Below are 23,402 nucleotides of genomic sequence, written 5' to 3' on the forward strand. Positions count from 1 at the left end.
ACCGAGTATCCGCATTGCGCGTTCGATAAAGGACTAATTCCGCATCAGCAGGATAGCTAAGAAACCGGCTACGCACTTCAGATGCGTAGCCGGTCTTGAATGGTCGACGGGGATCAACCACCAGCAATCAGCTCTTCACCGCCCCCGCCGTCAATCCACCCACCATATACCGCTTGAACACATAATAGATCGCGGCAGGCGGCAGGGCGTAGATCAACCCGGTGGTCATCAGCAGCTCCCACGGCGAGTCATCCGCCGCCAGGAAGCTCCCCAGGGCCACCGGCAGGGTCACGTCGGTGTCGCGGGAGAGGAGCAGGAAGGCGAACAGGTACTCGTTCCAGGCGAGGAGCAGCGCGTAGACGCCGATCGCGACCAGCGACGGGACCATCAGCGGCAGGTAGACGAAGCGGAAGAGCTGGGGCGGCGAGGCGCCGTCCATGATCGCGGCTTCGTCGAGTTCCACCGGCAGCTTGTCGGAGGCCTGCTTCAGCACCCAGATCGCGTAGGGGCTGGCGATCGTCACCATCGCGAGGATCAGGGCCCATTTCGAGTTGAGCAGCCCGTAGGCCCCCATCGTCTTGTACATCGGCACGGCCAGGAACGCGGCCGGGATGAAGTAGGTGAACAGGGCCATGTTCATCACGGTCCGGCCGCCCTTCACCTTCAGGCGGCTGATCGCGAAGGCCGCCGCGGTGGCGACGAACAGCGTCAGCACCCCGGTCGCGAAGGCGATGACCGCCGAGTTCCAGAATTGTTGCCAGAAGTTCGACAGGAAGTAGTGATTTTGCCCGAACACGATCTTGAAGTTCTGCAGCGTCGGGTGGGCCGGAAACAGCGCACCCGACATCGCGTCCTGCTTCGGCGAGATCGCGAACAGGACGAGGTGGTAGATCGGGATCACGGTCCAGAGCAGGACCGGGATGCCGATGAGGAGGAGCTTCGCCTCCGTGCCGGCGGCGCGCAGCCAGTTGGTCCGGGCGGCGGAGCGCTCCTCCGCGGACGGAGCGGCGCGGGCTGTCAGGGTCGTGCTCATTTCGAGAGCCTCTTCATCAGCACGTAGACCAGCGGCAGCACGAAGGGCATCGCGCAGACCACCGCCGCCATCGAGGCGTCGACCTGGTCGAGGCGGAGGTACCGGATGCCGAGCGTCGCCAGCACGTGGGTCAGGTCGGCGGGGCCGCCGCCGGTGAGCAGGTAGACCGAGTTGAAGTCGCCCAGCGTCCAGATCATCGACAGGATGGTGCAGGTCACGTAGAGCGTCCGCATCGACGGCCAGGTGACGTGCAAAAACTTCTGCCACTTGGTGGCGCCGTCGACGGAGGCCGCCTCATACATGTCGGCCGAAATGGCGAGCCGGCCGGCGAGCAGGATCAGCGTCCAGAACGGCAGCGACTTCCAGATATGGACGCCGATGGCGAGGGTCAGCGCCAGCCACGGGTCGTTGAGCCAGTTCGGGCCGTCCTCGCCGGTGAAGCGGAAGATCAGCGAGTTCACCACGCCCCATTCGGGGTTGAGCATGAACCGGACCGACAGGATCGTCGGGATCGACGGCACCGCCCAGGGCAGGATGAACAGCACCGACAGCCAGCGGATCCACTTCCGCTCGTTGGTGAAGAAGCCCGACAACAGGAGCGCGATCGCCATCTTCACGTTGATGCCGACGATCAGGAACACCAGCGTGTTGACGACGGCGCGGGCGAAGATCGGATCTTCCGCCAGATGCACGTAGCTCGCCGGGCTGCGGGCGAGCCACAGGCCGTAGCCGATCGGGTAGATGACGAAGAACAGAAAGACGAGCAGGTAGGGCGCGATCAGGATCAGCCCCCAGGCCTGCCAGGAGGTCAGGCGGAAGGGCTGAGCCGCGGCGACCGGTGCTGACTCAGCGACCGTTGCGGACATGGACTGGCTCCCTGACGAGGCCGGGATGGGGGTTGCGTGAAAACCGAGAGCGGGCCCCGGTCACATAGTGACCGGACCCCGCTCGGGATGGGGTGGAGCGAGGCATGGGTGCCTCTCCTTGTGTTCCGCGGGGCTGTCCGAAGACGTTCCGTTGCAGGATGAAGCGCGGGATCCCCTCTCCCGTGTGGGAGAGGGGTAGGGGTGAGGGTGCTACGCTTCCGCAGAAAACTTAGACCGTCGAGCTGCCAGCACGACACTCAGCGCTTCACACTGAACCGTGTCACCCTCACCCCCGGCCCCTCTCCCACACGGGAGAGGGGGGACTTGCGCCTCATCCTTCCCCGGGCAGCCCCTGCTCGTTACTGCCCGGCGATCTGCTTGATGCGGACCAGCATCTCGTCCGCCGCCTTCTCGACCGGGACCTTCTCGCTCACCACCCGGTTCATCGCCTTGGCAAAGACGTTCTCGTTGTTGACCAGCGTGAACTTGTAGTTCTTCACGTAGTCGAACGGCTCGGTGCCGGACTTGAACTGGTTGTAGACCGCCTTGCGGTGCTTGTCGGCCTGCCAGAACGGGCTCTCGATCGAGTCCTTGGTGACCGGGAACCAGCGGCCGATCGCGCCCTCGACGTAGGGACGGAGGTTGTCCTCCTCCATGATGAACTTCACGAACTCCTTGGCCGCCGCCTTGTTCTTGGCGCCCGAGAAGACGACGCCGTGCTTGACGTCGGCGCGGTAGGTCATCGGCTTGCCGTCGGGCCGGGCCGGGAACGGCGCGGTGATGATCGACTCCTCGTAGGCCTTCTTCGAGGCCTCGCGCTGCTCAGGGGTGTTGTTCGGGTTGACGCTGTCCTCGTACCACTTCGCGGCGATCGAGATGGTGAAGTTGTGCGTCATCACCGTGGTGCGGTTGTGGAAGGCGACGTTGTTGTCGGGGTCCTTCCAGGTCGTGGCGGACGGCGGCACGCAGCCCTTGATGTAGGGGTCGGTGTAGTCCTTCAGCGCCTTGACCACGCCCTCGCGGGTCTTCGGATCGTCGACCGTCAGCTTGCCGTCGCTGTCGACGAGCTTGGCGTCGTAGGCGTCCATGAAGGCGTAGAAGGACTGGAAGCTGTCGGTCGATTCCACGCCCATCGGCGCGCCGATGCCGTAGGTGCGGGTGCCCGAGGCCTTGCGGTAGCCGGGCTGCACCTTGTCGCACCAGAACGCCCAGTAATCCGACCATTGGCCCGGGATGTCCGACTGCTTGAAGCCGGCCTTCTCCAGCATGTCGCCCCAGATCTCGGTGTGGAGCGTCTGGCGCTTGAGCGGGAAGCCGTAATAAGCCTTCTTGTTGGTCTGCCCGTTCATGAGCAGCACGTGCTCGACGGTCTGCGGCGCGAAGCGCGGCATCATCGGCTGGAGGATGTCGGTGAGGTCCTCGAGCTTGCCCTCGAAGGCCCACTTGCCGGCGGCCTGGTTGTTGTAGGTGTCGGAGTAGCCGACATCGGGCGGCGAGCCGGAATCGAGCGCCGCCACGGTCTTCGGGATCATGTCTTGGATCGCGTATTGCGACAGCTCGACCTTGATCCCGGTCTTCTGCTCGAACTTCTTGATCGTCGCCCAGAGCGACTCGTCCTCGGACCGGTAGAAGCCCTTGCTGAACCAGACGGTGAGCGTCTTGTTCTCCTGCGCCATGGCCGGCAGCGCTGCCATTATCAGGCCACCCAGCGACAACGCTCCCGCGATCACCCGCTTCATCGATCGATTCCTCCCAGGCGCCCCGTTGGTCGGGCGGTCTGCCGGCATATCAGCACGGGACGGCGCCTGAAGCAATTCGGGGGACAATCAACACATGGTATGAGTCAAGCGAGATCATATTGCGCGCCACAGGGCCAGCCTCTGGCGGCCGGCGTGCAAATCGAAAAATTCATCTCATAATAATCACGCCCTCGTCTTCAACATCACTCCGCGTTCCTGTCTTGACCATCCACCGGTCGGATACCATACAGGGCGCGCAACGAGACACGAACGTGTCGATAAGCGGCCGACGAGCCGTGACAAAAGGGAGGAGCGCCATGCCCCGCATCGTTTCGCTGGAGGCCGGCTACTACCGCGTGAAGCTGGCCGTGACCCTCAGCGACAGCATGCACGGCGACATGTCGGCCTTCGAGCTCAACACCGTGCGCTTACGCGACGCGGACGGCGCGGAGGGGATCGGCTACACCTATACCTGCGGCCGCAACGGCGCGGCGATCGACGCGATCCTGCGGCGCGACGTGCCGGAGCAGATCGTCGGGCAGGAGGCCGACCGGATCGAGCAGCTGTGGCAGCGGATCTGGTGGGGCCAGCATTACGGCGGCCGCGGCGGCGCGGCGGTGCTGGCGCAATCCGCGATCGACATGGCGCTGTGGGACCTGAAGGCCAAGCGCCTCGGCCAGCCGCTCTGGACCTTGCTCGGCGGCCACGATCCCAAGGTGCCGGTTTACGCCGGCGGCATCGACCTTCAGCTTCCGCTCGATCAATTGCTCCGCCAGACCGACGACAACCTGAAGAAGGGCTTTCGCGCGATCAAGATGAAGGTCGGGCGCCCGCGCCTCTCCGAGGATGTCGAGCGGGTGCGGGCGATGCGCGAGCATCTCGGCGAGGGCTTTCCCCTGATGGTCGACGCCAACATGCGCTGGAGCGCCGACGAGGCGATCCGCGCCGCCCGCGCCCTCCAGCCCTTCGAGCCGTTCTGGCTGGAAGAGCCGGTCATCCCCGACGACGTCGCCGGTCAGGCTCGCGTCGTGCGCGAGGGCGGCCTGCCGATCGCTGCGGGCGAGAACCTGCGCAGCTTGTGGGACTTCAAGCAGCTGATCGCTTCGGGCGGCGTCACCTATCCGGAGCCGGACGTCACGAATTGCGGCGGCGTGACCCCGTTCATGAAGATCGCGCACCTCGCGGAAGCCTTCAACCTGCCGGTCACCTCGCACGGCGCCCACGACGTCACGGTGCACCTGCTGGCGGCTGCGCCCAACCGCTCCTACCTGGAGGCGCACGGCTTCGGGCTCGACGCCTACATCGCGGAGCCGCTGGCGATCACGGAGGGCTTCGCGGTGGCGCCCGACCGGCCGGGCCACGGCATCGCCTTCGACTGGAAGGGGCTCGACGCCATCCGGGCGTGACGACGTCGCGCCGCGGGCTGGCCGGCCCGCGGCGTCGGATCACCCGCGGGTGAAGCGCAAACTCTCCCGGCTGAGCTGGTCGATCGCGGTGCAGCCCATCAGCTTCATGCCGCGCTCGATCTCGGCCCGCATCAGCCCCAGCGCCCGCTCGACGCCGGGCCGGCCGGCGGCCGCGAGCGGGAAGAGGTAGTAGCGGCCGAGGCCCACCGCCTTGGCGCCGAGCGCCAGCGCCTTGAGCACGTGGGTGCCGCGCTGCACGCCGCCATCCATGATCACGTCGATCTGGTCGCCGACCGCGTCGACGATCTCGGCGAGCTGGTCGAAGGCGGAGCGCGAGCCGTCGAGCTGGCGCCCGCCATGGTTCGACAGCACGATGCCGGTACAGCCGATCGCGACCGCGCGTTTCGCGTCCTCCACCGACATCACGCCCTTGAGGCAGAACTGGCCGTCCCAGTCGCGCACCATCGCGGCGACGTCGTCCCAGGTCATGGCGGGGTCGAGCATCTCGGTGAAGTAGCGGCTGATCGAGAGGGCGCCGCCATCCATGGCGATGTGGTTCTCGAGCTGCGGCAGGCGGAAGCGCTCGTGAGTGACGTAGTTGATGCCCCAGGCGGGCTTGAGGGCGAACTGCGCCATGCCGCCAAGGGTCAGCCGGAAGGGAATCGCGAAGCCGGTGCGCTTGTCGCGCTCGCGGTTGCCGCCGGTGATGCTGTCGACGGTCAGCATCATCACCTCGATGCCGGCCTGCTTGGCGCGGGCCATCATCTCGCGGTTCAGGCCGCGGTCCTTGTGGAAGTAGAACTGGTAGACCTGGGGACCGCTGCTGATCCGGCGCGCCTCCTCCAGGCTGACCGTGCCGAGGGAGGAGACGCCGAACATCGTGCCGAACTGACCCGCGGCCGCCGCTACCGCCCGCTCGCCGTCGTGGTGGAAGAGCCGTTGCAGGGCGGTGGGCGAGCAATAGACCGGGAACGCGAGGCGCTGGCCCATCACCGTCACCGACAGGTCGACCTCGCTGACGCCGCGCAGGACGCTGGGAACGAGGTCGCATTCCTCGAAGGCCGCGGTGTTGCGACGGAGCGTGGTCTCGTCGTCGGCGCCGCCGTCGATGTAGTCGAAGATCGGGCCGGGCAGGCGGCGTTTCGCCATGCGGCGGAAATCGTGGAAGCTGTGGCAGTCGGTGAGGCGCATCGGGGCTCTCGTAGCGGGGATTCGTCCCGCGGGCGCGGGAGGCCGGACGGTGGGCCGGGGCGGACGGCCCCTGGCCGGCATGGCAATCACTGCATCGACGCGGTGACACGCGGTGCATGGTTGGGTGGGTCGCTCCCGCTCGGTCAGGCCACGGGACTTCGATCTTCGCTTTGGGATGTGGAGGCGTGGTAAAATGATTTTACCACTTCGGTCAATTGGAAAGCGCGTTTGCCCGCACTACACTCCGGCTCGCGGTGCGGCTGGGTAGGGATGCGCGGGGTGGAGCAGGATCCGATCAAGGGCGGAAGCGTGGCCGAGGGCACGGCCCGTCACCTCAAGGACCTGATCCTCGAAGGCTCGCTCAGCCCCGGCGACCTGCTGCTGCCGGAGCGCGACCTGGCGCAGCGCCTGAACGTCTCGCGCCCGACCCTGCGCCAGGGCATGAAGATCCTGGAGGAGGAGGGCCTGCTGGTCGCCTCGGGGAACGGGCGCACCGTGGCGCCGCTCGGCCGCGAGATCACCGATCCGCTGATCGCCCTCATCGCCTCCCATGCCGAGGTGGTGGACGACTACCTGGAGTTTCGGGCGACGACGGAGCGGATGGCGGCGCGGCTTGCCGCCGCCCGGGCCAACGCCGTCGACCGCGACCGGCTCACCGCCTGCATGGCGCGCATCGACCGCGCCCACGAGGAGGGCGTGCACCAGGAGGAGGCCGAAGCGGATGTCGATCTCCACGTCGCCGTCTACGAGGCGAGCCACAACCTCGTGGTGCTGCACACGATGCGGGCCTTGTCGGGGATGCTGCGCCAGGGCGTGATCGAGAACCGCGAGAAGCTCTTTGCCCGCCCGGAGACCCGCGACCGCCTGCGCGCCCAGCACCGGGCGATCTACGAGAGCGTGATGGCCGGCGACATCGAGGCCGCGGGCGAGGCTGCCGAAGCGCATATCCACTACACCCACCAGGCGCTCACCGAGATCAAGGCGGCGGAGGCCCGGCTGCAGGTGTCGCTGCGCCGGTTGAACGGGGGGAGCGTCGCGGTGCGGCGGAAGGGGGCTGGGATCGAGGGAGAGCGGTGAGGTTCGGAGCTGACTCGACGGCCTCGAGGAAATCGACATCCACGTCGTCAGTCCGGAGCCGCAATCACTCTACGGCCTTGCTATCCTCCGCGTCATTCCGGGGCCGCGAAGCGGAGCCCGGAATCCAGACACTCAGGCTTTTCAGAATGAAGCGGAAAGCTGTTCGCTCTTTTCTGTGCCATCGGCGGTTCTGGATTCCGGGCTCCGCTTCGCGGCCCCGGAATGACGCGGAGGGTGTGTCGATCGCAGGGGCCAATGAGGCGGACTCTCACGCCCGCCGCAGCCGCAGGGCGTTGCCGAGGACGAACACGCTCGACAGGGCCATCGCCCCCGCCGCCAGCACCGGCGATAGGGACGGGCCGCCCGCCACCCGCAGCACCCCCGCCGCCACCGGGATCAGCGCCACGTTGTAGGCGAAGGCCCAGAACAGGTTCTGGCGGATGTTGCGCATCACCGCCCGCGACAGCCTCAAACCCTCGGCGACGGTGGCGGGATCGCCCGCCATCAACACCACGTCGGCACTCTCCACCACCACGTCGGTGCCGGTGCCGAGCGCCAGACCGACATCGGCCTCGGCCAGCGCCGGGGCGTCGTTGATGCCGTCGCCCACGAAGGCGACCGCGCCGGCTTGCGCGCGCAGGGCCCGGACGGCGTCGCGCTTGTCCTGGGGCAGCACCTCGGCGAGCACCGTGGCGATGCCGAGGGTCCGGGCGACGCCCTCGGCGGTGCCCCTCGCGTCGCCGGTGACCAGCGCCACCGCGAGGCCCTGGCCAGTCAGCACCCGCACGGCCGCGGCGGCCCTGGGCTTGATCGGGTCGGACACCGCCATCACCGCCGCCGGCACGCCGTCGAGGGCGACGTAGAGCGGCGAGCGGCCCTGGGCCCCCAGGCGCTCGGCATGGGGCGCCAACCCCGAGAGGTCGAGGCCGGCGAGGTGACGGGCATTGCCGACCGCGACTGCACGGTCGCCGGCCCGGCCGGCGATGCCGTGGCCCGGCACCGCCGCGACCTCGCCCACCGGCGGCAGATCCAAGCGCTTCGCCGCGGCGGCGGCCACGATCGCACGGGCGACCGGGTGCTCGGAGCGGGTCTCGAGGGCGGCGGCGGCGGCCAGCACGTCGTCGGCATCGAAGCCGGGAGCGGGGATCAGGTCGATGAGGTGTGGTCGGCCCTCGGTCAGGGTGCCGGTCTTGTCGAAGGCGACGACGCGCACGCCCTCCAGGGCCTGGAGCGCCTGCCCGCTGCGGAACAGGATGCCGCGTTCCGCCGCCCGGCCGGTGCCGACCATGATCGAGGTCGGGGTGGCGAGGCCCATGGCGCAGGGGCAGGCGATGATCAGCACCGCGACGGCGTGGACCAGGGCCTCGCCGAGGGCGGGGGCCGGCGCCAAAGCGAGCCAGGCCGCGAAGGTGGCGAGGGAGAGAGCCAGCACCGCCGGGACGAAGCGGGCGGTGACCCGGTCGGCGAGGGCCTGGATCGGGAGCTTCGCGCCCTGCGCCGCCTCGACCATGCGGACGATCTGGGCGAGCGCCGTGTCGGCCCCGACCCGCTCGACCGCGATCGTGAGCGCGCCGGTGCCGTTGACGGTGCCGCCGGTGACGGGATCGCCCGGGCCCTTCGCCACCGGCACCGGCTCGCCGGTGAGCATGCTCTCGTCGATGCGCGAGCGGCCCTCGACCACCCGCCCGTCCGCCGGCAGGCGCTCGCCGGGGCGGACGCGGACCTCGTCGCCGACCGCGAGGTCGGCGGCCGGCACCTCGGTCTCGACGCCGTCGCGCAAGCGCAAGGCGGTCTTCGGCGCGAGACCGATGAGGCGGGCTACTGCCGCCCCGGTGCGGCCCCGCGCCCGCGCCTCCAGGCTGCGGCCGAGGAGGATCAGGGTGACGATGAGGACCGAGGCCTCGAAATAGACGTGCGCCGCCCCCGCCGGCAGCAGGCCGGGACTGAGGGTCGCGACGAGGGAGAACAGGTAGGCGGCGCCGGCGCCGAGCGCCACCAGCGCGTTCATGTCCGGATGGCCGCGCACCAGCCCGGGCAGGCCGCGGGCGAAGAAGCGCCGGCCGGGGCCGAGGAGGACGAGGGTGGCGAACACAGCCTGGATGCCGGCGCTCCAGGCGCCCGGCAGGAGGCCGTGGCCGGCGAGGTGGCCCCCCATGTCGAGCACCACCACGGGGAGCGAGAGCAGGGCCGCGAGGATCAGGTCGCGGGTCAGCGCCTCGGCCTCGCGGGGTTTTTCGGGCGTCGCCATCTCCACCGGCACCGGGCGCGGCTCGTAGCCGGCATCCCGGATGGCGGCTTCGAGGGCGTCCGGCGGCACGAGGCCGGCGGGGTGGCGCACGGTGACCCGGCCGGTGGCGAGGTTGGCGCTCGCCTCGCGGACGCCGGGCACGGCCTTCAGCACCCGCTCGACGCGGCCGGTGCAGGACGCGCAGGTCATGCCCTCGACGGCGAGTTCGCTCACCGCCTCCGGCACGGCGTATCCGGCGCCCTCGACCGCCTCGGTGAGCGCCGTCGGGTCGTTGTCGGGGGCGAGGTCGAGGGTGGCGCGGCCGGTGGCGAGGTTGACGGCGACGGCCTGCACGCCCGGCACACGGCTCAGCACCCGCTCGACGCGGCCGGTGCAGGACGCGCAAGTCATGCCCTCGACGGGCAGGGTGAGGCGGCGGGCGGGTGCGGTCATGGTGCGGTCTCCCACGCAGCATGTGGGGTGCGGGGCGGCTCCGCGACACGGCCGGGATCGCCGCCGCGCCCTGCAGCGCGAACATGGTTTCGCCGTCCTCAAGCCTCAGAGCGCGGAGCGAAGCGGGAGCGGGCGATGATCGGGCGGGTTGTGGCGGCGGTGGCGATGCTGTGCGGCGGGGCGGGGGCGGCGCTGGCGCATCCGCATGTCTGGGTGCAGGCCCGGGCCGAGCTGGTGCTCGACCAAAAGCGCAACCTCGTGGCGGTCCGCGAATCCTGGACCTTCGATCCGGAATATTCCGCCTTCGCGGTGCTGAACCTCGATTCGAAGCGCGACGGCGTGCCCGATCAGCCCAAGCTCGACGCGATGGCGGCCGAGCGCCTGGAGGCGATGGCCGAGACCGCATATTTCACGCAAGGAAAGCTCAACGGCCGCCCGCTGGCGCTGAAGGGCGGGCCCGCCCCGAAGGCGAGCTTTTCCGGCGGCCGGCTCACCTTCGACTTCACCCTGGTGCCGCAGGCCCCCACCGGCCCGGTGCGCAACCTGGTGATGAGCTTCGACGATCCGGATTTCTACGTCGCCTTCGGCTTCCCGCCCGGCGAGGCGGTCCGGCTGTCGGGCGGATCGGATTGCGTGCTCAGGTTCACCCGGCCGCCCCAGCAGGCGAAGGAGGGCGAGCAGCTGATCCCCGACGGGGAGGCCACCGGCACACCGGGCGCCGCGGCGGCGGCGGCCGCCGACTATACCGGGCGCCTGCTCGTCGCCTGCCCCTGATCGGGGCCCGCCTCCCTCCGGGTCTCGCCATGCGCCGGGAGCTGAGCAGGAAGCAGGGCGGGGATCACGGCGCGGAAGGTCGCCCCCTCCCCCGGGGTGCTTTCGATCACCAGCCGGCCGCGATGGCGGTTGAGAATGTGCTTGACGATGGCGAGGCCGAGGCCGGTGCCGCCCTGCTGGCGGCTCGAGGCGGCGTCGACCCGGTAGAACCGCTCGGTGAGGCGCGGCAGGTGCTCGGGGGCGATGCCCGGGCCCTCGTCGCGCACCGCGATCTCGACCTGCGGCGGCCGTCCGTCCTCCGCCGGCAGGGTCGCGAGCCGCAATTCGACCCGGCCGCCATCGCCGCCGTACTTCACGGCGTTCTCGACCAGGTTCTCGATCACCCGCAGGATCTCGTCCCGGTCGCCGAGCACGCGGTGCGGCCCCGGCCCGGCCTCGAGCGCGATGGCGACGCCGCGCTCGCGGGCGATGAGCCCGAGCGCATCGGCGATCTGGCGGGCGAGCGGACCGACATCGACCGCCTGCGTCGGCGGCACGTGGGCGCGCAACTCGATGCGCGAGAGCGACAGGAGGTCGTCGATCAGCCGGGTCATGCGCAGGGCCTGGACCCGCATGATGCCGAGGAAGCGCTCGCGCGCCTTGGCGTCGTCCCGGGCCGGGCCCTGCAGGGTCTCGATGAAGCCGAGCAGCGAGGCGAGCGGCGTGCGCAGCTCGTGGCTGGCATTGGCGACGAAATCGACCCGCATCGTCTCCAGGCGCTGGGCCGAGGTGAGGTCGCGCAGGAACAGCACCACGTTCGGCCCGCCCCGCCCGGCCTCGCCGCCCTGCATGGCGCCGATCTGCACCTCGAAGGTGCGGTCGGTCGGCACCCGCGGGGAATAGACCGTCTTCAGGGCCTCGCCGGTGCGGAGCACCGTCTCGATGCCGTCGAGCACGTCGGGATCGCGCAGCGCGAAGGAGAGCGGGTGGCGGGGCCGCAGCGAGGGCAGGAGCGCGCGGGCGGCGGCGTTCGATTCGATCACCAGGGCGCGGCGGTCGATCAGGATGACGGGGTCGGGGATGTTGGCGAGCAGGGCCTCGGCGAGGCCGTGGCGGCCCCGGCCCGGCGCGGCCTCGGCGCGCGCCACCGGCTCGCCCCGGCGCGGCGCGGCCGCGAGGCCGCCGGCGAGCAGCGCGACGAAGCCGGCGAGACCGGTGCCAAGGTCGAACCCGTGGTGCCAGGCATGGATGGCGAGGAACACCAGCACGGCGACGAGCGCCCCCCGCCAGGCCGCCCGCCGGGCGGAGGTGAGGGCGCCGGAGGCGCCGGGCAGGAACGGCGGCATCGTCGGATCGTCGGGCGGCACGTCGTCGGGCGAGCCGTCGGCGTCAGGACGTCGGCTCGCTCTCGGCATCATCGTCGGGCGCCTCCCGCGGGGTGAGGCGCGCCCGCTTGGCGATCTCATAGGCGCCGAGGGCGGCGAGCGCCACCACGAACGGGATCAGGTAGTAGCAGACCCGGAACAGCAGCAGCGCGCCGAGCACCGATTCCCGCGGCAGGCCGGAGAGGGCGAGCAGCACCGTGGCCTCGAACACCCCGAGCCCGCCCGGCGCGTGGCTGGCGATGCCGAGCATCGCGGCGAGCACGTAGATCGCCACGAAGGCCTCGAAGCTGACGCCGTGGCCGGCCGGCAGCAGCACGTAGAGCACGCCGGCCGCCGCGCAGACGTCGCCGGCGCCGACCAGCATCTGGCTCAAGGAGAGCTTCAGGCCCGGCAGCTCCAGGCGCCAGCCCCGCACCTTGACGCTGCGGCGCTTGACCGAGACCCAGGCGAGGTAGGCGACCACCGCGGCGAGCGTCGCGAGGCCGAGACCCTGGTTGAACAGGACGCTGGTATAGGTGAGGTGCGAGAGCGGCTCGGCCTCGCGGATCAGGCTGATGCCGAGCACCGCCCCCATGCCGAGCCAGAAGGTGAAGCCGGCGACGATGGTGAGCGCCGCGATGCGCCCGGGGCTGAGGCCCTGGCCGGAATAGATCCAGTAGCGCACCGTGCCGGCGGTGAGCAGCGGGAAGCCGAGGTTGAAGCTCACCGCGTAGCTGGTGAAGGAGGCGAGCGCGGTGGTGCGGTAGGGCACCTTCAGCTTGAGCTGGCGCAAGGCCAGGGCGTCGTAGCAGGTGAGGAACAGGTAGCTCACCACGACGAGGGCGATGGCGACCCCGATCTGGTTCGGCGTCGCCGCCAGGAAGGCGGTGCGCAGTTCGGCCCAGGTGACCGTCGAGACGAGCTTGCCCAGCACCCCGAGGGAGATGACGAACAGCACCACGCTGGCGAGCGTGCCGATCCAGGCGTAGCGGCGCCGGTGGCGGGCCTGCCGCGCGGCCTGTGGATCCTGCTGCGGGTCTTGAGGCGCGGGGTCGCGGCCCGGATCCTGTCCGGCAGGGTCCTCGTCGCGCGGCGTCCCGGTGCCGCCGTCGCGCAGGGGCTTGGCCTGCGCGAGGTTGTTGTCCTGCGTGGCGAAATTCATCGCGTCGGCGTCAGACCCCGCTGGTCGCCGGCGCGAGCCCGCGGCCGATCGCGGCCAGGCTCGCGCACATGGGTGCCCGGCGGCACTCCGACCGAGCCCCGCTCGCATGAGGGGCCATGTAGGCCCTCCGCCGGCGAATGACCAGCCGGACCATGCGGCAGTCCCGCATCAGCCGGCGAGTCCGAGGTGGCGGGCCGCCTCCGCGAGGCCGGCACTGATGCGAAGCGACACCGACGGGCTGGTGCAGACATAGGTCGGGCTCGGATGCGGGATCGCCACCACCGGCAGGCCGGGCCGCGCCGCGGCGAGGTCCGGCGCCAGGGTCTGGGAGACCCGGCCGGACAGGACGACGACCGCGAGGTCCGGCATCAGGGCGACGAGCGGCGGCAGGTAGGCCCGGGCCGCCCGGATCTCCCTGGTCCGCGGCGCCCGGTTGCGGGCGCCGGGCGCGTGGATCACCCACGGCACGGCGTTCCAGATCAGGGTGTCGGCGCGCGGGATTCCGGCCTGGCCCAGGAACCGGAACAGGTTGGCGGCGGTGCCGGTCGGGTTGTCGCGCGAGACGAAGGCGGTGCGGCCGGTCGCCGGGCCTGGCGTCTCGAGGAGGAGGAGCAGGCGGGCGCCGACGCCGCCGTCGAGGGGGTCGGCCTCGGGCACCGGCCGGTCCTGCTCGGCCCGGATCCGCTCGGCGAGGCGGCGCAAGGGGGCGAGGTGGGGGCTCGCCGCGACGAGGGCGTGGCGCGCCGCGACGACGCCGGGATCGGCCAGACTCTTCGGCGCGGCCGGCCCGTCGCTCACGCGAGGGTGAGCCCGTCCGGCACGGCGCCGGCGAGGCGGAAATGCTCGCGGGCGCCCTCCGCGTGCAACCGCTCGGCGAGGCCGTCGGGACCACCGAACTGGAAGCCGATCTGGCTCGTGTAAGCCGCGCAGGCCGCGTGCTTGGCCGCCGCCTCGTCCGGGGACAGGCGTACGGTGAGCGCGGGGAGGCCCGCGAAGGTCTCGCGAAACGGCTCCTTCGGGTCGGGATGGCGCACGGTATAGGGAAAATCGCGCCACCACAGGATCGGGCAGGCCGGAGCGAGGGCGGTGAGGGCGCGGACCAGCTGGACGTGGTCGACGTGGCCGCCCACTCCTTGGGGGGCGAGCAGCAGGTCGGGCGTCGCCTCGTCCATCAGGCGGGCGAGGACGGGGGCGAGGTCGTCGGCGAGCGGGTCGTCGGGCCGGGTCCCGGCGAAGAGCTCGGGCGCCGAGGCGTAGCCGCGATGCGGCGCCTCCCAGAGCGCGACGTGGACGGGCGGGCTGATCCCGAGGGCGTCGGCGGCCGCCCGGTCCTCGTCGCGGCGCAACGCCATGTAGTCGACCTCCGGCCCGAGCCCCTTGTCGAGCTGGCAGGCCAGCGCGAAGCCGGTCGGATCGGGGACGCTGGCGGTGAGCAGCGTCACCATCACCACCCGCCACCCTTCCCCCGCGAGCTGCGCCAGGGTGCCGCCGCAGGAAAAGGCGGCGTCGTCGAGATGGGGCGAGAGGGCGAGGGCTGTGGGCATCGACTTGAGAACTCAGAGAAACCAGTAGAGCGCGGGATCCCCTCTCCCGTGTGGGAGAGGGGTAGGGGTGAGGGTGACACGCTTCAGTGTAGAACGCTGAGCGTAGTCTTGGCAGCTCTACGCTGAGTGCTTCACACGGAACCGTAGCACCCTCACCCCCTACCCCTCTCCGACACGGGAGAGGGGAGGCAGAGCCTCACAACAGGTGCGGCTCCGCCCGGAAGCGGCAGCCCGGGTCGTGCGGCAACTCGGGATCGAAGCCTAAGTCCGGCCGCTCGTCCTTCACCGCGGCGTAGACCTCCATGATCTGCCGCCCCACCGCCTGCCATGAATAGACCCGCCGGCATTCCTCCAGGGCCGCCGCCGCGAGGCGGGCGCGCAAGGGGCGGTCGGTGATGATCCGGTGGAGGGCGTCCGCCAGGGCCGGCACGTCGCCGGGCTGGACCATCAACCCGTTCTCCTCGTCGCGCAGGCAGTCCGAGACGCCGACCGAGTGGGTCGAGACCACCGCCTGCCCCGCCGCCATCGCCTCCAGGATCGTGTTCGAGAACCCCTCCGCGTAGGTCGGCGAGACGAACACGTCGCCCATGGCGTAGAGGCCCGGCACCGCGTCGTACTCGGCGTAGCCGGTGAAGCGCACCTCGGCCTCCGAAAAGCCGAGATCGGCGGCGAGCGCGCGGGCCGGCTCCACGTCGGGGCCGATGCCGGAGATGATCGCCGCGAAGGGCGTGCCGCGCAGGCGCAGCAGGCTTAAACTATCGAGGAAGTCGAGCACGCCTTTCCGGCGGTCGACCCGGCCGTGATAGAACAGCCGCACCGGATCGGCGGCGTCGCCGGGCGTCCAGCCCGCCGGCGGGCGGAAGCGCGCGGTGTCGACGGCGCCCGGCACGATGGTGAAGCGATTGGGATCGCTGCCGAGCCGGTCGCAGACCTCGGCCACGAAGGAGCGGCCGCCGATCAGCAGCGCGTTGGCGTGGGCGAGCACCCGCACCATGGCGAGGCGGTGGGTCTCGCAGCACGAGCCGACCCAGTGGCCGTCGCCGCCCTGGATCGAGACGACGTTCGGCACGCCCAAGCGTTGCGAGGCGATGAGCGTGGCAAAGCCCGTGGGATAGCCGTACTGCGCGTGCAGCACGTCGAAGGGCTTTCGCGCGTGCTCGGCCGTGATGGTCTCGACCATCGTGGCGATGTCGCGCTCGAAATCGCCGCTCTCCTGCTCGCCGATCTGCTCGAGGCCGACGACCCGCACGCCGGGCACCGGCGGCGGCGGGCCGCCGCCATAGACCCTGGTACCGAAGGCGTCGCCCCGGTACTGGCTCACCATCGTGACGTCGTGGCCGGCGCCGGCGAGCTCGCGCAGCAGGTTCTGGGCGTAGACGCTCATGCCGGAGATCGCCGGGAAGTAGCGCCGGCTGACGAAACAGACCCTCATCGGCGGCACTCCCGGAGGTAGCGGAGCGAATCCGGAATCATCCGGTCGGCCCGGTGGCTCTCGCGGGACAGCTCGACGCAGACGAGTTTTTGGAAGTCGATCGCCTCGAGCGCGTCGAGCACGCCCGGCACATCCATGTCGCCCTCGCCGAAGGGCAGGTGGATGTGGGTGCCCCGCGCCATGTCCTCGATCGCCACGGTGCCGAGCCGGTCGGCGAATTCCTTGACCGCCGCGGCGGGCTCGCGCTCCTGCGTCACCAGGCAGTGGCCGGTATCCAGCGCCAGCCGGAGACCGTGCACGTCGAGGGCGGCGTAATCGTCCAGGGTCTCGACCAGCATGCCGGGCTCGGGTTCGAGCGCCGCGACGACCCGGCGCTCGGTCGCGTAGGCGACGACCTGGTCGAGACCGTCCCGCAGCCAAGTCCGGGCCTCCGCCGGATCGATTCCGGGTTTCGGGACGCCGGCCCAGAACGACACCGCCTCCGAACCGAGGATCGCCGCGATGTCGATCGCCCGGTGCAGGAACGCGACCCGGCGGGCGCGGCCGGCGGGATCGGCCGTCACCAGGGTCGGCTCGTGCTTGGCGCGCGGGTCGAGGAGGAAGCGGGCGCCGGTCTCGATCACCGAGCCGAGCCCCAAGCCGTAGAGCCGGCCGCGGATCCGCTCGGCGGCCTGCGCCCAGTTCTCGGCGAAGGGGTCGAGGTGGTGGATGTCGAGGGTCAGCGCGACGCCGTCGTAGCCGGCATCGGCGATGAGGCTCAGCGCGTCGTCGAGGCGGTGGTTGGCCGCCCCGTTGGTGTTGTAGGCGAAGCGCAGGCTCATGCCGCCCTCCCCCGGCGCTCCAGGCGGAACGGCGCGTGGTGCGATTCCGGCTCGCGGTAGAGCGGATAGAGCGGGCCGACGATCGCGTCAGCCAGCGCCACGTCGAACAGGGGCTGGCCGCCGAAGCGCTCCAGCGCCTCGGGCGTCAGGCGCACCGGCCGCAAAGATTCGCTCGCCTCCCCGAAGCGGATCAGCGGGTGGTCGCGCTCGATGAGCTTCCGGGTATTGCGCTCGCCGATGCGGTAGTAGCTCATCGTCTCGACCTCAAGACCCGGCACGATCGCCTTGACGATGCCGACGCCGCCGCCCGGCGGCGAGGCGTCGACATACAGAACGTCGAACCCTGCCGCCTCAAGCCGCTCCCGGGCGATGCGGCTGCGGTCCTGGCCCGTGGGTGCGGCCTGCGTCGGCAGGTCGGTGAAGCGCTTGGTGGAGCGCTCGGAATAGACGGTCTGCGCGAGGAAGCCCCGCAGGGTCTCGGCCGGCTTATCGATCCAGTCGAGCATCGCGGCGAGCGCCCTCCCCTCCTCCAGGTCGAGGCTCGGCAGCGCCGTCTCGATGAAGGCGTCGACGTAGCCCGGCGGCGTGATCGATCGGGCGAGGGCGAGGGGGCCGTGGCCGAAGGTCTTGCGCACCCGGGCGGCCTGGAATTCCAGGATCGCCTTGCGCAGCGCCCGCTCGCGGTCGGGGTCGCAGGCCTCGCCGCAGGCCGAGAGCGCGATCGGCGCCGGCGCCCGGGAGGCATCGATGTCGTAGCCGACGCAGTAGACGTTGGTGAAGCCGAACTGGTCGGTGGCGAATTTCGGCATCGCGCGGATGCCCAAGGCCTCCAGCCGGTCGAGCATGCCCCGCGTCTCGGGGCCCAGCCCCTCCGAGGTGTCGAGCATCACGCCCTGGTCGAGGGCGCGGAACAGGAGTCCGTTGCCGTCGCGCTGCAGGAGTTCGAGCAGCCCGTGGCCGAGGGCGAACTCGACGTCCGGCCCGGCGCCGAGGCCGTTGGTGATGAGGTTGGTGAAGGGCTGGTAGCCCGGCGACAGCTCGAAATAGTCGGTCGCCGCGAGATCAAGCGGCATCAGCACCGTCTCGCCCGTGCGCGCCCGCACCGTGCCGGTCCATTCGAGCACGGTGTCGCGGTTCACGGGACTCCCCGCCGGCAGGCCGAGGGTGAGCGGATCGGCGACGGAGGTCGCGCCGAACACCCGCACGAGGTCGTGGTAGCTGCCGCGCTCCTTCTTGCGCGGGATCAGCGCCAGGCTCGGCATCAGGTTCTCGGCGATCTCGGCCACCGAGCCGATGATCGCCTCGTCGTCGGTGGCGCCGTAGCCGATGCCGCTCGGCATCGCGCCGACGAAGTACGGGTCCTCCAGGAAAAGCGACACGAACCAGCACGGCACCCCGGTCCGGTCGAGGGGCGCCAGGGGGAAGCCGACGATTCGGCCCGGCGGCAGCACGTCGAGATAGGCGCGGACGGCATCCGGCAGGCGCTCGGGCAGCCCTTCGATGACGCGGCTCTGGCCGTACGAGTAGGGGCGGGGTGCGGCGGGTCTGTCCACGAGCGGTGAGACTCCTCGGAGGCCGTCAGGCGGCCGGCGCGACGGGGGATTGTTCGGGCAGATGCGAGGGAGAGGCGGCGTAGGCGCGGGCGAGCAGCCGCATCGTGTGCAGGTCGCGCGCGGCCGACCACGCCGCGCGTCCGCTGGGATCGCGCAAGGCGCGCCCGAAGGCCCGCACCTGCTCCAGGAACGGCGAGGCCGCGGTGTCGAAGGAGAGCGGACGCGACTCGCCGGTGGCGCCGTCGGTGAAGGTGACGCTCCCGCCCGCCTCCTGGCCCATCGTGTTCTGCGCAACCAGCAGGCCCTTGGTGCCCACGATCTCCAGGCGTCGGCGCGGCAGCGCGTCGGGGCAATTGTAGGCGACGTGCAGGCTCGCCAGCACGCCCGAGCCGGTCCGGCCGATGAGGAGCGCGCCGTCGTCGACGGCGTAATCCTGCGCCCGCGCCTGGGTCAGCGCGGTGACGTCGAGGATCGGCTCGTCGAGGAGGAAGTCGGTCAGGTCGAGGCCGTGGGGGGCTAGGTCCATCAGCGCGCCGCCGCCGGCCTGGGCCTGGTCGATGCGCCAGTTCTGCTGCCCGGGAATCGCCGTCCAGCCCCGGTCGAGCCAGCAGGCATAGACGATGCGCACGCCGGTGACGGTGCCGACCCGCCCAGTTCGGATCTCGTCGCGGAGCAGGCGGTGGGCCGGGTGATGGCGCTGGTCGAAGGCGGTGCCGTAGAGCGCGCCGGTGCGGGCGACCGAAGCCGCCATCGCCTCGGCGTCGGCCAAAGCCGCCGCCATCGGCTTCTCGCACAGGATCGCCTTGCGGGCTTCAGCCAGCGCCTCGACGGCGCCGCGATGGAGGTGGTTGGGTGTCGCGACGTAGACCGCCTCGACCTCGGGCTCGGCCAGCAGCCCGGCGAGGTCGGCATGGCCCCGCGCGCCGAGATCGGCGGCCGCCGCCCGAGCCTCCGCGCCGGGGTCGCAGATTGCGACGAGGCGGTGCCCTGCGGCCCGGATCGCCGGCGCCATGAAATCCCGGGCGACCCAGCCGAACCCGACGATGCCCCAGCCGATCGACTCCGACATCACCAGCGCTCCGGCAGGTCGACGAACTCGCGGATGCGGGCGCGGTCGACGGTCTCGGGGCCGGCCTCCAGGGTCTCGGGCCCCTCGGAGTGCATCGGGTAGGTGGCGCGGGCGGCGTACTCGTCGCGGTAGCGCTCGGACGGCCAGGCGATCGCGTAGCCCCCGGCCGGATCGGGCGCGTAGAGCGGGTTGAGCCGTAAGTGCGCGCCCTCCCGCGGCAGGGTCAGCCCGTCGACGAGGGGCCGGGGCGCCGGCCGCATGCCGGGGCCGCAGACGACCGAGAAGGCCTCGACGTGATCGAGGGCGGCGGGCTCGGCCGGGACCGGGGCGCGGGCCTCCACCAGCGCGCGGGTCAGCTCGTCGTCATCGTAGACGAGCCCGTCGGGAAACAGCTCCGCGATCTCGGCCGCCGAGACCGCGTGCCCGGACGAGAAGCCGGGCCGGGCGCTGTTGTGGACGTGGCTCAGGGCCAGCCACCCCTCCTCGCCGGCAGTCTTGCGCAGACAGTCGAGGATGCGGGCCTTCTCGGGCAGGAAGTAGAACGCGTCGTGGCACATCACGAGGTCGACGGGCGCCTGATCGATCGGCCAGTGCGGACCGGCGGCATCGAAGCAGACGAGCTGCGGCCGCTGCCCGGCGACCCAGTGGCGGGCGACCCAGAGCTTGGCGAAGACGACGTCTCCCCCCGACACACGCACCCCCCGCCCCTGCAGCTCGCGCAGGTAGTGGCCGATGCCGCAGGCGAGCTCGAAGGCGCAAAGGGGCTTGTTCCAGTGCGCCTCCAGCAGGGCGAGGCCGGCGAGGTAGGTCGGGTCGGTCCAGCGATGTACGAAATAGTCGCCGACCCGGCCCCAGCCGAGGCGGGCGCAGGCCTCGCGCAGGGAGATGTACTTCATCTCGCGCACGAGGTCGCGCAGGGCGGCCGGGTCGGCCTTCGGGCCGGTCCACCAATCGTCCTGGTCGGCGAGCAGAAGTTCGAGGGCGTGGCCGGGCGCGCCCTTGTCGAGATGGCCCAGCACTTCACCCACCAGACCGTCGCGCCCGACTCGCAGGTAGGGAATGCCGTCGACCACCGGCCAGCGCGGGCCGCGCTTGCCCTCGCGCAGTGAGTGGGGCGTGTCGTGGTGCAGCGCCTCGCCGGTGACCGGCGAGAGGAGCCCGAACGGGATCACGGATGCGTTTCCTCGCGGCGCCCACCCGAGAGCAGGCTCTGACGTGAGATAGAGCGCGGGCGCGGACGCCTAGAGGGGGCGTGCGGACGCCGAAGGGCGTCCGGCCCGATCCTCACGGCAACTGCATGTCGGCGAGCACCCGATCGTGAAAACCCTTCACGGGGCCGTCATGGACCAGCGCCATCTCGCCCAGGACCGTGTCCATGGTGAGCGAGGCCGCGCGCAGGTGCTGGGCGATCTGCAGAACCCGGTCGATCACGTCGGCGGCGTGGAAGGCGCGGCCCTCCGCCGTGCGATCATCCGCCAGGATCCTTCGCGAGGAGGCGACGGTGGAGCGCAACGGCTCGTCGAGTTCGGACAAGGCCCGCTCACTCAATCCGGCAATCACCGAATCGAGGTGGTCGCCGAGCAGGATCTCGCCGGTGAAGCCGGCATCCGGCATCAGGGCGTTGTGCAGGTGATGAGCGAGGGCCGCCACGAACACCGTCGTCGGGTCGGCGCCGTAGAACGGGCTCAAGGCGACGCCGTAGACCGCCACCACCAGGCAATGCTCGGCGTGGTTCTCCGGCGGTTCGAGCAGGATGCGCGGCTTGCCCGGGCAGGTCACGCCGGCCCGCGGCTGGTCGGCCTGGAGCAGGGCGAAATGCGGCAGGGGACCGGGCGTCCAGTCCCGCGGCGCGGCGAGGCAGGCGCGCAAGGCTCTCGCGAGGGCCGGATCGAGCGGCCCCGCCACCTCGTCGAAGCCCCGCACCAGCACGGCGGAAGCTTGGGTCTGCGAGAGGCCGGCGAGGCTGAGAAAAGCAGCATCGAGATCACCGAGGCGGGAGGCGGCGAGCGCCTTGGCGGTGATGTCGAGGGCGAGCGCCTCCGGGTCGGCCCCGCCGGTCAGGGCGGCCCAGGCCTGGAGGAAGAGCCGCTCAGCGATCGAGCCGCTGCGCCCGGCGGACCGGACGCGCTTGATGTCGTTGAGCTCGACGAGGAGCTCGCGCTGGGAGAGCGGGGCATGAGCCCCGCCCGCCGCGTCTGGGTTGCCGGCCATCCCTAGTGGACGCCGAGCCAATCGAGCAGCATGCGCTCCTGCGCACCGAAGGCGTGCTCGGGGCCATGGCCGTTCTTGACCATCGGCGCCTTGAAGAACAGCGACAGCTGCTCCTGCACGCCGCCGTCGCCGCGCTTCTTGGCAAGGTCGAGCACGCGGGCAATCTCGATCACCAGCGGGGCGGCCAGGATCGAGTCCTTGCAGAGGAAGTTGACCTTGATCTGCATCCGCTGACCGAGGAAGCCGGTGATGTCGATGTTGTCCCAGGCTTCCTTGTCGTCGCCGCGCGGGCGATAGTAGTGGATGTGGACCAGGTGATCCTCGACCGGATAGCCGAGAATTGAGTCCAGCACCGTGCCCTTGGTGTTGAGCTTGGACTGCAGCGAGTCCTTGTCGTTCAGCGCCAGGCCGTCGCGGTTGCCGAGGATGTTGGTGGAGAACCAGCCGTCGACGTGGAGCGCCCGCGACTTGAGGGCCGGGGCCAGCACCGTCTTCATCATCGTCTGGCCGGTCTTGCCGTCCTTGCCGGCGACCGGGACGTTCATCTGCTTCGCCAGATCGACGAGCGCCGGCACGTCGGCGGCGACCGACGGCGTGAAGTTGGCGTAGGGGATGCCGTTCTTGATCGCCGCATAGGCGTAGAGCATCGCCGGGCTGATCGCCTCGTCGCTCGAATCGAGCCCGCGCTCGAAGGCGGCGGCGGAGTTCAGCGTCGGGTCGTCGAGGTCGGGCCAGCGCTCGGTCGAGGCGAGGTTGACCACCACCACGTCGTCGACGCCCGACTCCTCGCGGAAGCGCTTGAGGTCGTCGGCGATGCAGTCGACCGCCTCGCGGTGGTCCTTGGCGACGATGCGGTTGCCGCCGTCGATGTTCTTGCAGAACTTGGCGCTGCCGACCGCCGGCCACGGCTTCATGCCCTTGAGGACCTGGGCGCCGTTCTCGATGTCCTGCTTGGTGAGCACGCCGTGGCCGGTCGCCGCAGCGCCCAGATCGTCGCCGTTGAGGTCCCAGCCGCCGAAGACGAGATCCTTGTACCCGACCATTCCGGCCACCGCGTGGCCCGCAAGAGGCAGACCGTCGAGACGATTCGAACCGGACTTGATCATCTCGATGCCGGCGATGGCGGTGGTGGCGACAGCCCCACCCATCCCGACGAAAGCGACGCCAACGCGCCGACCGGGCTGCATGCTCATCGGTAGGGTTTGTCCTCTTCATGGCCCGCGGACCCCGGGCGGGGCGCCGGGGCAATCGTTCGCCCACTCCGCGTGGCGACTGGAAATGCCCCGGGGAGTATTTGGTTCCGGCGCATGCGCGATTTTTTCGCGCCCGAGCGATCACACCGGGCGGCTCGGCGAGCGCGCGCCGAAGGTCTCGTTAACCATCCGGAGGGAACCGGTGCCGCAAAATGGCCCCACGCCCTGCCGCGGCCTCGTCCCATTCTGGTCACACCGGACGGCCAGAGGTGCCGGCGAGCGAAGCACGAAACACGGCGCGGCCCTCA

The 23,402-nt window shown here is 70.8% G+C and carries 19 protein-coding genes; 3 read left to right on the forward strand and 16 right to left on the reverse strand.

What is annotated here, in order from left to right:
- Positions 1 to 127 precede the first annotated feature (127 nt).
- The 3 genes from ABZT49_RS02055 to ABZT49_RS02065 all read right to left on the reverse strand — a co-directional run bounded on the left by ABZT49_RS02055 (position 128) and on the right by ABZT49_RS02065 (position 3,638).
- Entirely contained in the window at positions 128 to 1,033 is a 906-nt protein-coding gene (locus ABZT49_RS02055) for a carbohydrate ABC transporter permease (RefSeq protein WP_355282339.1), read from the reverse strand.
- The gene (locus ABZT49_RS02060) at positions 1,030 to 1,899 is read right to left on the reverse strand and encodes a sugar ABC transporter permease (RefSeq protein ID WP_355282341.1); all 870 of its coding nucleotides are present in this window, start codon (positions 1,897 to 1,899) and stop codon (positions 1,030 to 1,032) included. Before ABZT49_RS02060 ends, ABZT49_RS02055 begins: the two co-directional genes overlap by 4 nt.
- A 359-nt stretch (positions 1,900 to 2,258) precedes the next feature.
- The gene (locus ABZT49_RS02065; RefSeq protein ID WP_355282344.1) at positions 2,259 to 3,638 is read right to left on the reverse strand and encodes an ABC transporter substrate-binding protein; all 1,380 of its coding nucleotides are present in this window, start codon (positions 3,636 to 3,638) and stop codon (positions 2,259 to 2,261) included.
- Positions 3,639 to 3,955: 317 nt separating this feature from the next.
- Between ABZT49_RS02065 and ABZT49_RS02070 the strand changes: the two genes are divergently transcribed.
- Positions 3,956 to 5,044, forward strand: coding sequence for a mandelate racemase/muconate lactonizing enzyme family protein (locus tag ABZT49_RS02070; protein ID WP_355282346.1), 1,089 nt, complete (start codon positions 3,956 to 3,958; stop codon positions 5,042 to 5,044).
- A 39-nt stretch (positions 5,045 to 5,083) separates the two neighbouring features.
- Here ABZT49_RS02070 and ABZT49_RS02075 read toward each other — a convergent pair whose 3' ends face one another.
- Positions 5,084 to 6,235 carry an alpha-hydroxy acid oxidase gene (locus ABZT49_RS02075; protein ID WP_355282348.1) on the reverse strand — a complete coding sequence of 384 codons (1,152 nt, stop codon included), beginning with the start codon at positions 6,233 to 6,235 and terminating at the stop codon, positions 5,084 to 5,086.
- Positions 6,236 to 6,514: 279 nt separating this feature from the next.
- On the opposite strand from ABZT49_RS02075, the gene ABZT49_RS02080 reads away from it, so the two are divergent.
- A complete protein-coding gene (locus tag ABZT49_RS02080; protein ID WP_407943428.1) occupies positions 6,515 to 7,312 on the forward strand; it encodes an FCD domain-containing protein in 798 nt (265 codons plus the stop codon).
- 268 nt (positions 7,313 to 7,580) lie between these two features.
- Here ABZT49_RS02080 and ABZT49_RS02085 read toward each other — a convergent pair whose 3' ends face one another.
- A complete protein-coding gene (locus ABZT49_RS02085) occupies positions 7,581 to 9,992 on the reverse strand; it encodes a heavy metal translocating P-type ATPase (protein ID WP_355282353.1) in 2,412 nt (803 codons plus the stop codon).
- Between the two features lie 135 nt (positions 9,993 to 10,127).
- Between ABZT49_RS02085 and ABZT49_RS02090 the strand changes: the two genes are divergently transcribed.
- Positions 10,128 to 10,766, forward strand: a complete 639-nt coding sequence (locus ABZT49_RS02090; protein ID WP_355282356.1) for a DUF1007 family protein — start codon at positions 10,128 to 10,130, stop codon at positions 10,764 to 10,766.
- Here ABZT49_RS02090 and ABZT49_RS02095 read toward each other — a convergent pair.
- From ABZT49_RS02095 to ABZT49_RS02145, 11 genes are all read right to left on the reverse strand, one after another.
- Positions 10,733 to 12,091, reverse strand: a complete 1,359-nt coding sequence (locus ABZT49_RS02095; protein WP_355282409.1) for an ATP-binding protein — start codon at positions 12,089 to 12,091, stop codon at positions 10,733 to 10,735. The two genes, ABZT49_RS02090 and ABZT49_RS02095, sit on opposite strands and share 34 nt — an antisense overlap.
- Positions 12,092 to 12,134: 43 nt before the next feature.
- Positions 12,135 to 13,271, reverse strand: coding sequence for a lysylphosphatidylglycerol synthase domain-containing protein (locus ABZT49_RS02100; protein WP_355282359.1), 1,137 nt, complete (start codon positions 13,269 to 13,271; stop codon positions 12,135 to 12,137).
- A 168-nt stretch (positions 13,272 to 13,439) separates the two neighbouring features.
- The gene (locus ABZT49_RS02105) at positions 13,440 to 14,069 is read right to left on the reverse strand and encodes a uracil-DNA glycosylase (RefSeq protein WP_355282361.1); all 630 of its coding nucleotides are present in this window, start codon (positions 14,067 to 14,069) and stop codon (positions 13,440 to 13,442) included.
- Positions 14,066 to 14,815, reverse strand: coding sequence for a PIG-L family deacetylase (locus ABZT49_RS02110; protein ID WP_355282364.1), 750 nt, complete (start codon positions 14,813 to 14,815; stop codon positions 14,066 to 14,068). Before ABZT49_RS02110 ends, ABZT49_RS02105 begins: the two co-directional genes overlap by 4 nt.
- A 196-nt stretch (positions 14,816 to 15,011) precedes the next feature.
- A complete protein-coding gene (locus tag ABZT49_RS02115; protein WP_355282367.1) occupies positions 15,012 to 16,247 on the reverse strand; it encodes a glycosyltransferase family 4 protein in 1,236 nt (411 codons plus the stop codon).
- Positions 16,244 to 17,068: a sugar phosphate isomerase/epimerase family protein gene (locus ABZT49_RS02120; protein WP_355282370.1), complete on the reverse strand. Its 825-nt coding sequence runs from the start codon at positions 17,066 to 17,068 to the stop codon at positions 16,244 to 16,246. The genes ABZT49_RS02115 and ABZT49_RS02120 overlap by 4 nt, the downstream gene beginning before the upstream one ends.
- Positions 17,065 to 18,621, reverse strand: coding sequence for a YcaO-like family protein (locus ABZT49_RS02125; RefSeq protein ID WP_355282373.1), 1,557 nt, complete (start codon positions 18,619 to 18,621; stop codon positions 17,065 to 17,067). The genes ABZT49_RS02120 and ABZT49_RS02125 overlap by 4 nt, the downstream gene beginning before the upstream one ends.
- Before the next feature lie 25 nt (positions 18,622 to 18,646).
- Positions 18,647 to 19,690, reverse strand: coding sequence for a Gfo/Idh/MocA family oxidoreductase (locus ABZT49_RS02130; protein ID WP_355282376.1), 1,044 nt, complete (start codon positions 19,688 to 19,690; stop codon positions 18,647 to 18,649).
- Entirely contained in the window at positions 19,690 to 20,862 is a 1,173-nt protein-coding gene (locus tag ABZT49_RS02135) for a class I SAM-dependent methyltransferase (protein ID WP_355282378.1), read from the reverse strand. The genes ABZT49_RS02130 and ABZT49_RS02135 overlap by 1 nt, the downstream gene beginning before the upstream one ends.
- Positions 20,863 to 20,974: 112 nt before the next feature.
- Complete coding sequence (locus ABZT49_RS02140; RefSeq protein WP_355282381.1) at positions 20,975 to 21,901, reverse strand: hypothetical protein; 927 nt, start codon at positions 21,899 to 21,901, stop codon at positions 20,975 to 20,977.
- A 2-nt stretch (positions 21,902 to 21,903) separates the two neighbouring features.
- Positions 21,904 to 23,094, reverse strand: a complete 1,191-nt coding sequence (locus ABZT49_RS02145) for an inositol-3-phosphate synthase (protein WP_355282384.1) — start codon at positions 23,092 to 23,094, stop codon at positions 21,904 to 21,906.
- Positions 23,095 to 23,402: the final 308 nt, after the last annotated feature.

Source organism: Methylobacterium sp. EM32, from assembly GCF_040593685.1.
Lineage (GTDB): Bacteria > Pseudomonadota > Alphaproteobacteria > Rhizobiales > Beijerinckiaceae > Methylobacterium.

What these genes read in the sequence shown, in the direction of transcription:
- ABZT49_RS02055 (WP_355282339.1), bottom strand. Translation starts at nt 1,033, where the DNA reads ATGAGCACGACCCTGACAGCCCGCGCCGCTCCGTCCGCGGAGGAGCGC.
- ABZT49_RS02060 (WP_355282341.1), bottom strand. Translation starts at nt 1,899, where the DNA reads ATGTCCGCAACGGTCGCTGAGTCAGCACCGGTCGCCGCGGCTCAGCCC.
- ABZT49_RS02065 (WP_355282344.1), bottom strand. Translation starts at nt 3,638, where the DNA reads ATGAAGCGGGTGATCGCGGGAGCGTTGTCGCTGGGTGGCCTGATAATG.
- ABZT49_RS02070 (WP_355282346.1), top strand. Translation starts at nt 3,956, where the DNA reads ATGCCCCGCATCGTTTCGCTGGAGGCCGGCTACTACCGCGTGAAGCTG.
- ABZT49_RS02075 (WP_355282348.1), bottom strand. Translation starts at nt 6,235, where the DNA reads ATGCGCCTCACCGACTGCCACAGCTTCCACGATTTCCGCCGCATGGCG.
- ABZT49_RS02085 (WP_355282353.1), bottom strand. Translation starts at nt 9,992, where the DNA reads ATGACCGCACCCGCCCGCCGCCTCACCCTGCCCGTCGAGGGCATGACT.
- ABZT49_RS02090 (WP_355282356.1), top strand. Translation starts at nt 10,128, where the DNA reads ATGATCGGGCGGGTTGTGGCGGCGGTGGCGATGCTGTGCGGCGGGGCG.
- ABZT49_RS02095 (WP_355282409.1), bottom strand. Translation starts at nt 12,091, where the DNA reads ATGCCGCCGTTCCTGCCCGGCGCCTCCGGCGCCCTCACCTCCGCCCGG.
- ABZT49_RS02100 (WP_355282359.1), bottom strand. Translation starts at nt 13,271, where the DNA reads ATGAATTTCGCCACGCAGGACAACAACCTCGCGCAGGCCAAGCCCCTG.
- ABZT49_RS02110 (WP_355282364.1), bottom strand. Translation starts at nt 14,815, where the DNA reads ATGCCCACAGCCCTCGCCCTCTCGCCCCATCTCGACGACGCCGCCTTT.
- ABZT49_RS02115 (WP_355282367.1), bottom strand. Translation starts at nt 16,247, where the DNA reads ATGAGGGTCTGTTTCGTCAGCCGGCGCTACTTCCCGGCGATCTCCGGC.
- ABZT49_RS02120 (WP_355282370.1), bottom strand. Translation starts at nt 17,068, where the DNA reads ATGAGCCTGCGCTTCGCCTACAACACCAACGGGGCGGCCAACCACCGC.
- ABZT49_RS02130 (WP_355282376.1), bottom strand. Translation starts at nt 19,690, where the DNA reads ATGTCGGAGTCGATCGGCTGGGGCATCGTCGGGTTCGGCTGGGTCGCC.
- ABZT49_RS02140 (WP_355282381.1), bottom strand. Translation starts at nt 21,901, where the DNA reads ATGGCCGGCAACCCAGACGCGGCGGGCGGGGCTCATGCCCCGCTCTCC.
- ABZT49_RS02145 (WP_355282384.1), bottom strand. Translation starts at nt 23,094, where the DNA reads ATGAGCATGCAGCCCGGTCGGCGCGTTGGCGTCGCTTTCGTCGGGATG.